A 9,164-nucleotide genomic window follows, 5' to 3' on the forward strand; every position below is an offset into this window, starting at 1 on the left:
TTTTGATTGCTGGATGTTTTATAATGAAAACGATTATAAAGGAGACACTATGAATTGGTTGGAGCGAAAAGACAAATTTGATGAACGATTGACGATTCAAGATAGGGAAATCTTAGCTTATTTAGATCAACATATAGCTGATATTCAGCAAATGACCAGTCAGGAGTTAGCGCAAGCCTGTTTTGTGTCAAGGTCCTCTATTTCTCGTTTGCTCAAGAAACTAGAAATCGCAAATTTTGCAGCTTTGAAGTTCTTATTACGAGAGGAAGTGGCTAAGCTAAAGCCTGCTAGGTCAGATTTTTCAGCCCTTGTTAGCAATTATCACAGATACATTGATCAAATTTTTGAAAAACAGGATTTGAGCTTATATGTTCAGTTGCTACAAGAAACGGACATTTTGTACTTGTATGGAACAGGGAATGTTCAAAAAATGGAAGTTGAGTCCTTACGTCATCTACTCACTTCTGTCGGGAAGCAGGTTGTAGTCTTTTTTGACAGGGGAGAGTTTGACTATTTAAAACCGCTATTTAAGCCTGATGATTTATTGTGTCTATTATCTTATAAGGGTGAATCAAGTGAAGCTATCGCCATGTTGAAAGATAGTCGTAGTTCTATTCTTAAAACCATGGTGATGACGCAGACTTCTAATAACAGCATGGCTAAGTTAGCAGATTATCAACTCTATGTTCCGACTGAATCTATCGTTACACCAACGACAAGAACTTATGAAGTAAGCACAACCTTTTATTTTATTATCGATCAACTATTTTATGATTATTGCCAAGCTACGGGGGTATTGTGATGACTTTGCAAGAACGTGTCCAACAATATGCTAATCAGTTTTCCAATAACGATTGGTTGATTTTTCAATACTTAACAAACTATTCGAAGCCAAGTCAATTAACCATTCAGGCTTTAGCTAAGGAATGCCATGTATCCACAACAACAATCTTTCGTTTTTGTCAAAAACTTGATTTTACAGGCTTCTCAGAATTGAAAGCGAGTATGATCTATGCTCAACCTGATAAAAAACGTTTAGCAAGAGAAGATTTCAAAAAAACCTATCACCAAGTGGTAGATTATATTGATCATTATGATACGTCGCGACTTTTCAAAGCTATTAAGTCATCGGAAAAGATTTTTTTGCTCGCAAGGTCGGAGTTGGAATTGCGATTAGCCAAAGACATGCAACGCATTTTCTTTCCATTGGGGAAGGTGATTGTCATTCTACCTAGTAACCAGTCGCTGATACAACATTTGGACCAGATGTCTTCGTCAGTTTTAGTTGTGGTCAAGATAGATTCTTTAGCGGAATTTCCTTTGGTTTTAAAAAATCCACAGGAGTTGAAAAATATTTTCGTGGCACTTTTGAGTGATTTTAAAGAAGTCGCCATTTTAGCAGATGAACGTTTTTACATCCCTAATCTCTATGATGATAGTGTCATGCCCATACCGCATATCACCTCCTTTACACTAGCAGTTGAAATGCTATATTTGAAGTTACAATTAAATTGATACAATTTTACAATTACAGTAAAAACGTTCCATAATTGAACCGTTTTTCTAAACCTTCAGAAAGTCTTGTCTGAAGGTTTTTCTTGTATTATGATGATTTTGTAAGCGTAAACAGGAGGAAAACATGCTAGAAAAGAAATGGTGGCAGTCAGAGATTGTCTATCAAATTTACCCAAAAAGTTTTCAAGATTCCAATAATGATGGGATTGGAGATGTCCGTGGTATCATTAACCGCCTGGATTATTTAGCAGATTTGGGTGTAACAAGTCTTTGGATTTGTCCGATTTTTAAATCACCTATGGCAGATAATGGCTATGATATTTCAGATTATTTTGCCATTCAAGAGGACTTTGGTAGTCTGGATGATGTCAAAGAATTAATTTTACAAGCAAAAGAAAAAAACATCAAAATCCTTTTAGACTTGGTGGTCAACCATACTTCGGATGAACATGTTTGGTTTCAAGAAGCTTTGAAAAATCCTCAAAGTCCTTATCGAGACTACTACATTTTCAAGGAAGGTACTCAGAGACCAAACAACTGGCGTTCCGTCTTTGGTGGGTCTGTCTGGGAAAAACTTCCTGATGAAGAGGTTTATTACTATCACAGTTTTCATAAGAAGCAGCCCGATCTTAATTGGGGAAATCCACGATTAAGAGAAGAAATCTACCAAATGATTAACCAGTGGTTGAAGCTTGGTATTGCTGGTTTCCGTGTCGATGCAATCACCTTTATCAAGAAAGATTTGAGTTTTCAAAGCATTGAACCAGACGGTGTTGATGGTTTGGCAAAATGTACCAAGGTCAGTCGCAATCAACCTGGTATTGAAGTCTTTCTTCATGAGTTGAATGAGCGTTGTTTTGCCAAGTACGATTGTGTAACAGTAGCAGAAGCACCCGGAGTTTCCTATGATCAGCTAGATGATTTTATCGGTGACAATGGCTTTTTCTCAATGATTTTTGATTTTAAACATGTCGACTTGGACGTTAAAAGTGGTAGCGAGTGGTTTGTTCCAGTAGATTGGACGCTTTCAGACTTGTATCAATATCTAGAAGATTCTCAACTGGCCATTCAAAAAGTCGGTTGGGGTGCCCCCTTCATTGAAAATCATGACCAGAACCGTGCGGCAAGTAAATATTTAGGTCAGGCAGCTCGTAATCCTGAGGCAGTCAAGGCTTTAGCTATGCTGTATTTCTTCCTACGAGGGACGTCATTTATTTTTCAGGGTCAGGAACTTGGTTTGGTCAATTTTGAACGTCAGAGTATCGATGACTTTGATGATATTTCATCGATTGACCAGTATTATCGTGGCATGCAGGAAGGGTTGAACAAAGAGGAGGCCTTAGCGGTGATTAACTACCGCAGTCGTGATAATTCAAGGGTTCCAATGCCTTGGTCAACAGAAGGTTACATGGGCTTTTCTAAACACCAACCTTGGCTAGACTTGGCTAATCGTGATGAGAGCTTGACTGTCGCCTATCAAGAGAAGGATCCATTCAGCGTTTTGAATTTTTATAAAGACATGATTGCCTTTGCCAAAGGAGAAAATCAAGAAGTGCTAGATTATGGCACCATTTCCTTCCCAGAACGTCGGACTAAAGATGTCTTTGTTTACCGTCGGGAAAATCCTGAAAAGTCCGTCTTGTTTGTAATTAATTTAAGTGATGAACCACAAAAAGTAGCTGTAGAACACGCTGCTGGACATCTTTTGTTTGCTAACCAAGCAGAAGTGTGTATTGGAGAAGATTATATTGAAGTGAGTCCGTTTGGGGCTGTCGCTTTGGAGGAGTTAAAATGACAAATAAATATAATACTATTGCAAGAGCGATTGTTGAGGAAGTTGGAACAGATAATATTGTATCTGTGACCCACTGTGCAACACGCTTACGTTTAGTTGTTAAAGACCGCGAGAGTATTGATACAAAAGCTGTTGAAGCTATTGACGAAGTTAAAGGTACTTTCTACAATAGCGGTCAGTATCAAATCATTCTTGGTCCTGGTACGGTTAACAAGGTCTTTGAAGAGGTTGAAACCCTGAATGTATCAACGAAATCAAAAGCCCAACAAGATGCCTATGTGAAATCACAAGAAAAAGGCGTCAAGGCCTTGATGAGAACCTTAGGTGATATTTTTGTTCCGATTGTTCCAGTTATCGCAGCGACAGGTCTTTTCTTGGGACTTAAGGGTGTTGTTTTTAATGATAATATTCTAGGTTTGATGGGACTTTCAACTGAAATTTTTCCGCCTTACCTCAACCAGTTGATTAGCGTCTTGACTGATACAGCCTTTGGTTTCTTGCCAGCCTTGATTACTATGTCAGCTTTCCGTGTTTTTGGTGGAACACCCATGATTGGTTTGGTGTTAGGGTTGATGTTGGTCGCACCACAATTGCCAAATGCTTACGCCGTTGCTTCTGGTGATGCTAAAGCCATCATGGTGGGTGGTATCCTACCTGTTATGGGGGCACAAGGTTCGGTTGTGACCGCTATTTTAACAGGTCTCCTCGGCGCTAAGCTGGAGCGTAAATTGCATCAAATCATGCCAAATTCACTCGACTTGATTTTAACCCCATTTATCACGATGTTGGTCATGATTATGGTTGCTCTGATGGGGTTTGCACCAATTGTTCACTGGTTGGAAACAGGCTTGATTGCTCTTACTAAGGGACTTATGAATCTTCCTTTTGGTATTGGTGGTTTCTTTGTTGGTGCCACTTACCCATTGGCAGTTATCACAGGTTTGCACCATATGTATGTGGTCATCGAAACATCACTTCTTGCCAATACAGGTTTCAACCAATTGATCACCCTTTGTGCTATGTATGGATTTGCTAACTTGGGTGCCTGTCTTGCCTTTTACACATCAGCTAAGAGTGCTAAAGTGAAACAAACTGTTATGGGGGCTTTCATGTCACAGTTATTCGGTGTCAGTGAGCCAGTTCTCTTTGGACTTCACTTACGCTATAACTTGAAACCTCTTTATATGATGTTGATTTCATCTGGATTTGGTGCAGCTCTCCTCTCTCTTCCACATTCAATCAAACTCTTACGGCCTTGCAGTTTTACCGTCATATCTCATGTACATCTACAGCGGTCATCAACTTTTAGTTTACTTTTTTGTATCGCTTATCAGTATGGCGCTTTGCTTCTTCCTCACCAAAACATTTGCAATTCCAGAAGAAATAAAAGTGGAAGATTAAACTCGGTTATCCATTTGCAGCTCGGTTAGTTTTCTAACTGGGCTATTTTTTGCTTTTGTTTTTCGAATATTTTATAATGAATAGACGATTTTTTAAGAATAAGGAAGATAAAATGACTAAAGTACGTGGATTTGAATTAATTACAGCCTTTGAGGGACAAGTTGACCTTCTCCCTAAACGAGAAACAGCCCATGCTGCGGGTTATGATTTGAAAGTAGCAAAAGAGACTATCATCGCACCAGGTGAGATTGTGCTCGTGCCGACTGGTGTCAAGGCCTACATGCAAGATGGCGAAGTTCTCTATCTTTATGACCGCTCATCAAATCCTCGAAAAAAAGGTCTGGTTTTAATCAACTCTGTTGGTGTTATTGATGGCGACTACTATAATAACGAAGGCAATGAAGGTCACATCTTTGCTCAAATGCAAAATATCTCTGAGCAAGTTGTTCGTTTGGAAAAAGGAGACCGCATTGTTCAAGGTGTTTTTGCCCCATTCTTAGTTGTAGATGGTGATAGCGCTACTGGTTCAAGAACAGGTGGCTTTGGCAGTACAGGAAAATAGGCAAGGAGGCTTATCATCGCGAAGAAAAAATCGAATTTTGTTTGCCAAGAATGTGGCTATAACTCACCAAAATACTTAGGTCGCTGCCCCAATTGCTCAGCCTGGTCTTCATTTGTCGAAGAAGTGGAAGTTCAAGAAGTAAAAAATGCCCGCATTAGCCTGACAGGGGAAAAGACACGTCCAACCAAGTTAAAAGATGTGGATTCTATCCATTATGCCCGCACCAAAACAGACATGGATGAATTTAATCGTGTTCTAGGAGGTGGTGTTGTCCCAGGCAGTCTTGTTCTGATTGGTGGAGACCCTGGTATTGGGAAATCGACGCTCCTTTTGCAAGTATCCACTCAGCTAGCTAGTCGAGGCACAGTCCTTTACGTTTCTGGCGAAGAATCAGCTGAGCAGATTAAATTGCGCAGTGAACGTTTAGGTGATATCGACAATGAATTTTACCTCTATGCTGAGACTAATATGCAGCATATCCGCACAGAAATCGAGAAGGTTCAACCAGATTTCCTTATTATTGACTCTATTCAAACCATCATGAGTCCGGAAATTTCCAGTGTACAAGGTTCTGTTTCGCAAGTTCGTGAAGTAACGGCGGAGTTGATGAATCTAGCTAAAACCAATAATATTGCCACCTTTATTGTTGGGCATGTCACTAAAGAGGGAACGTTAGCCGGACCTCGTATGCTGGAGCATATGGTGGATACTGTGCTTTACTTTGAAGGGGAGCGACACCACACCTTTCGTATTTTGCGTGCCGTTAAAAATCGCTTTGGTTCAACTAATGAAATTGGGATTTTTGAAATGCAGTCGGGCGGTTTAATCGAAGTTATCAATCCTAGTCAGGTCTTTCTGGAAGAGCGCTTGGATGGGGCAACAGGTTCAGCTATCGTTGTCACTATGGAAGGTACCCGTCCGATTTTAGCAGAGGTTCAGGCTCTTGTGACGCCGACGGTTTTTGGAAATGCTAAACGTACGACTACGGGGCTTGATTTTAATCGAGTGAGCTTGATTATGGCTGTCCTTGAGAAACGATGTGGTTTGCTTTTGCAAAACCAGGATGCTTACCTCAAGTCAGCAGGCGGTGTTAAGTTAGATGAGCCGGCTATTGACCTGGCAGTCGCAGTAGCTATTGCTTCAAGTTACAAGGAAAAACCAACCAACCCACAAGAATCTTTCATCGGTGAAATCGGCTTGACAGGTGAGATTCGTCGTGTCACTCGTATCGAACAGCGTATCAATGAAGCGGCTAAACTAGGATTTACCAAAATCTATGTTCCTAAAAATTCACTGCAAGGTATTGATACTCCAGATAATATCCAAGTTGTAGGCGTTTCAACTGTTGGTGAAGTCTTGAAGAAAGTTTTTGCTTGATAAGAAAAAAGCCTGTTCTAAAAAGAACAGGTCATAATGTAGGTACCTCCTCAAAACGATAGGGAAATTGACTTGTAAAGCTTGATTGTACAGGAAACAAACTCTTATCAATGTTGATTTTTACTTAATGAAAATCCACATCAGACTAGGCGACACCGAGCAGGTAGAACTGAATGTCATCGTATTCAACAAACTCTGAATTTGATTTTCGAGGAGCATTAGTAACCATTCTGAAAGTTTTTTTCAAAGAAAATTAAAAAGTTGCAGAAAGTGGTCACAATGGACTTTTTCTGCAACCTAGTTGACTTTTATCAAGAATTGTAACCAAACATGATAATAAAAACTGACGCATAAGCAATTAGAGCTAATAGTACCAGATAAATCAGTAATAGCAAGATTTTTAAGGGTCTTGATAAGGCTAGTTTAGATTGATTTTTGATAAGTAAAATTCCTGTGACAGCATAGGCAAGGAATCCCACAATGACTAAAATACGAAACATCTGACCTCACTCCTATCCATACGTAGATTGCTCTTATATAGTTAGTATAACATTTTTAAGGTGTCCTGATTGGTTATAGTCTTTTGAATTACCTTTATTACATGGTCACTGTCGACTTGCCCTACTCATACTCAATAAAAATCCAAATCAGACTAGGCAACGTAGATGCAGGTGGAACTGAAGTTGATCACATCAACAAAATCTGAAATTGATTTTCAAAGAGTATAGTATTAAGTACTGTTCTGCGTCTTTTCTGTTCCTTGTTCTGAAAGTTAATTCATTTGAAGATAATTTGGTGTGGCTTGATTGTTTGATAATGCTTATTTTCTTTTTTCCATGCTATAATGGTTTTATGAAAGAAAAACGTAGAGAACAAGAAAACAATGATATGGTGTACGGTGTCCATGCTGTTATTGAAAGCCTAGAAGCCAACACGGGGAATAAACTTTATATTCAAGATGACCTCAAAGGGAAAAATGTTGATAAAATCAAAGCACTGGCAGCGGAGAAAAAGGTGTCTATTTCTTGGACCCAAAAGAAAAGCTTATCTGAGATGACAGGGGGCGCTGTTCATCAAGGTTTCGTCCTTCGTGTCTCTGAATTTGCTTATGCCGAGTTGGACGACATTCTTCAAAAAGCAGAAGCGGACGACAATCCCTTGATTTTGATTCTGGATGGTTTGACAGATCCGCACAACTTTGGGTCTATCTTACGAACAGCAGATGCTACTAAAGTGACAGGGGTTATTATTCCCAAGCACCGTGCGGTTGGGGTGACACCGGTGGTTGCCAAAACCTCTACCGGTGCGGTTCAGCATGTTCCCATTGCTCGTGTAACCAATCTTAGCCAAACCCTTGATAAGCTTAAGGAAGCTGGTTTTTGGACCTTTGGAACAGATATGAATGGTACTCCATCCCACAAATGGAATACCAGTGGCAAACTTGCTTTGATTATCGGTAATGAGGGTAAGGGGATTTCCCAAAACATCAAAAAACAAGTGGATGAAATGATTACTATCCCTATGGCAGGGCATGTGCAGAGTCTTAATGCCAGTGTCGCAGCAGCAGTACTTATGTACGAGGTTTTCCGCAATAAAATTTAAGCAATACAAGAAGGAGAAAAAATGGTAAAAAAACGTATTCTCCTAGTTGACGGTTATAATATGATTGCTTTTTGGCAGGAGACACGACAGCTTTTTAAGAAAAATCAGCTAGATGATGCTCGTAATGTGCTTTTGCGTAAGCTCAATAATTACGCCAATTTTGAAAATTTGGACATCGTTTGTGTTTTTGATGCGCAGTTTGTGCCTGGAACACGACAGCGTTACGATCAATATAGGGTTCAAGTGATTTTCACGGAGGAAGATGAGACGGCAGATAGCTATATTGAACGTTTGGCGGCAGACCTAAATAATCCCCTCAATTTAGTAGAAGTGGCAACTAGTGATTTGAACGAACAATGGACGATTTTCTCACAAGGGGCGCTTCGAGTGTCAGCGCGTGAGTTGGAAGAGCGTGTTAATATGGTCAAATCCGACTTGGATAAGATGACGCAGAGCATTGACATGAAAAAACCAAAGTTGAGACCGTGGGACGACCAGCAACTGTCCAAGTTGAAAAATCTCTTGGATGAGTTATAAATCATCTGGTTGTACGATTTCGCCAAAAATCTGAAGTAAAAATGTTTAAATTATTCAGAGGATAGTTTTTAGAACGTAGTCAAACTCTCTAAACGATAGAGACTTTCAAAATGTAAGGCTTAATTGGAAATAAGATAAACTCTTAGAAAGGTTCTTAAATGATATACTCCCCATATAGTAGACAGTGAAAAAACAAAAATTCACTCGAAACTATAAGGGGAGTTTTCCTATGTCCAAAAGAAGTCCAAAATCAGTAGAAGAAAAATTAGAAGTTGTTCGCTTACTACTTAACCAAGAACAGTCGCTTACCCAACTCAGTAAACAATATCAGGTCGATGATCAAACAATCCAGTCTTGGAAAATGAAATATGAGAA

General features: G+C 39.5%; 10 protein-coding genes. 9 read left to right on the plus strand and 1 reads right to left on the minus strand.

What is annotated here, in order from left to right:
- Nucleotides 1–49 precede the first annotated feature (49 nt).
- From A3IA_RS0103900 to radA, 6 genes are all read left to right on the plus strand, one after another.
- Nucleotides 50–802, plus strand: a complete 753-nt coding sequence (locus tag A3IA_RS0103900; RefSeq protein WP_018380042.1) for a MurR/RpiR family transcriptional regulator — start codon at nucleotides 50–52, stop codon at nucleotides 800–802.
- Nucleotides 802–1,515: a MurR/RpiR family transcriptional regulator gene (locus tag A3IA_RS0103905; protein ID WP_018380043.1), complete on the plus strand. Its 714-nt coding sequence runs from the start codon at nucleotides 802–804 to the stop codon at nucleotides 1,513–1,515. The genes A3IA_RS0103900 and A3IA_RS0103905 overlap by 1 nt, the downstream gene beginning before the upstream one ends.
- Before the next feature lie 124 nt (nucleotides 1,516–1,639).
- Nucleotides 1,640–3,310: a glycoside hydrolase family 13 protein gene (locus A3IA_RS0103910; protein WP_018380044.1), complete on the plus strand. Its 1,671-nt coding sequence runs from the start codon at nucleotides 1,640–1,642 to the stop codon at nucleotides 3,308–3,310.
- Nucleotides 3,307–4,740 carry a PTS transporter subunit EIIC gene (locus A3IA_RS11805; protein ID WP_244862327.1) on the plus strand — a complete coding sequence of 478 codons (1,434 nt, stop codon included), beginning with the start codon at nucleotides 3,307–3,309 and terminating at the stop codon, nucleotides 4,738–4,740. Before A3IA_RS0103910 ends, A3IA_RS11805 begins: the two co-directional genes overlap by 4 nt.
- An 83-nt stretch (nucleotides 4,741–4,823) precedes the next feature.
- A complete protein-coding gene (locus tag A3IA_RS0103920; RefSeq protein ID WP_018380045.1) occupies nucleotides 4,824–5,273 on the plus strand; it encodes a dUTP diphosphatase in 450 nt (149 codons plus the stop codon).
- A 15-nt stretch (nucleotides 5,274–5,288) separates the two neighbouring features.
- Nucleotides 5,289–6,650: a DNA repair protein RadA gene (gene radA, locus A3IA_RS0103925; protein ID WP_026217543.1), complete on the plus strand. Its 1,362-nt coding sequence runs from the start codon at nucleotides 5,289–5,291 to the stop codon at nucleotides 6,648–6,650.
- A gap of 311 nt (nucleotides 6,651–6,961) precedes the next feature.
- Here the strand turns inward: radA and A3IA_RS0103930 are convergent, their stop codons facing one another.
- Nucleotides 6,962–7,150 carry a hypothetical protein gene (locus tag A3IA_RS0103930; protein ID WP_018380047.1) on the minus strand — a complete coding sequence of 63 codons (189 nt, stop codon included), beginning with the start codon at nucleotides 7,148–7,150 and terminating at the stop codon, nucleotides 6,962–6,964.
- 352 nt (nucleotides 7,151–7,502) lie between these two features.
- Here A3IA_RS0103930 and rlmB point away from each other — a divergent pair, with 352 nt between their 5' ends.
- The 3 genes from rlmB to A3IA_RS0103945 all read left to right on the plus strand — a co-directional run.
- A complete protein-coding gene (gene rlmB / locus A3IA_RS0103935) occupies nucleotides 7,503–8,252 on the plus strand; it encodes a 23S rRNA (guanosine(2251)-2'-O)-methyltransferase RlmB (RefSeq protein WP_026217544.1) in 750 nt (249 codons plus the stop codon).
- A 21-nt stretch (nucleotides 8,253–8,273) separates the two neighbouring features.
- A complete protein-coding gene (locus tag A3IA_RS0103940; RefSeq protein WP_018380049.1) occupies nucleotides 8,274–8,789 on the plus strand; it encodes an NYN domain-containing protein in 516 nt (171 codons plus the stop codon).
- Nucleotides 8,790–9,018: 229 nt separating this feature from the next.
- Nucleotides 9,019–9,164: helix-turn-helix domain-containing protein (locus A3IA_RS0103945; protein WP_018380050.1), on the plus strand; the 146-nt coding region annotated here is incomplete at its 3' end.

Source organism: Streptococcus thoraltensis DSM 12221 (assembly GCF_000380145.1).
Classification (GTDB): domain Bacteria; phylum Bacillota; class Bacilli; order Lactobacillales; family Streptococcaceae; genus Streptococcus; species Streptococcus thoraltensis.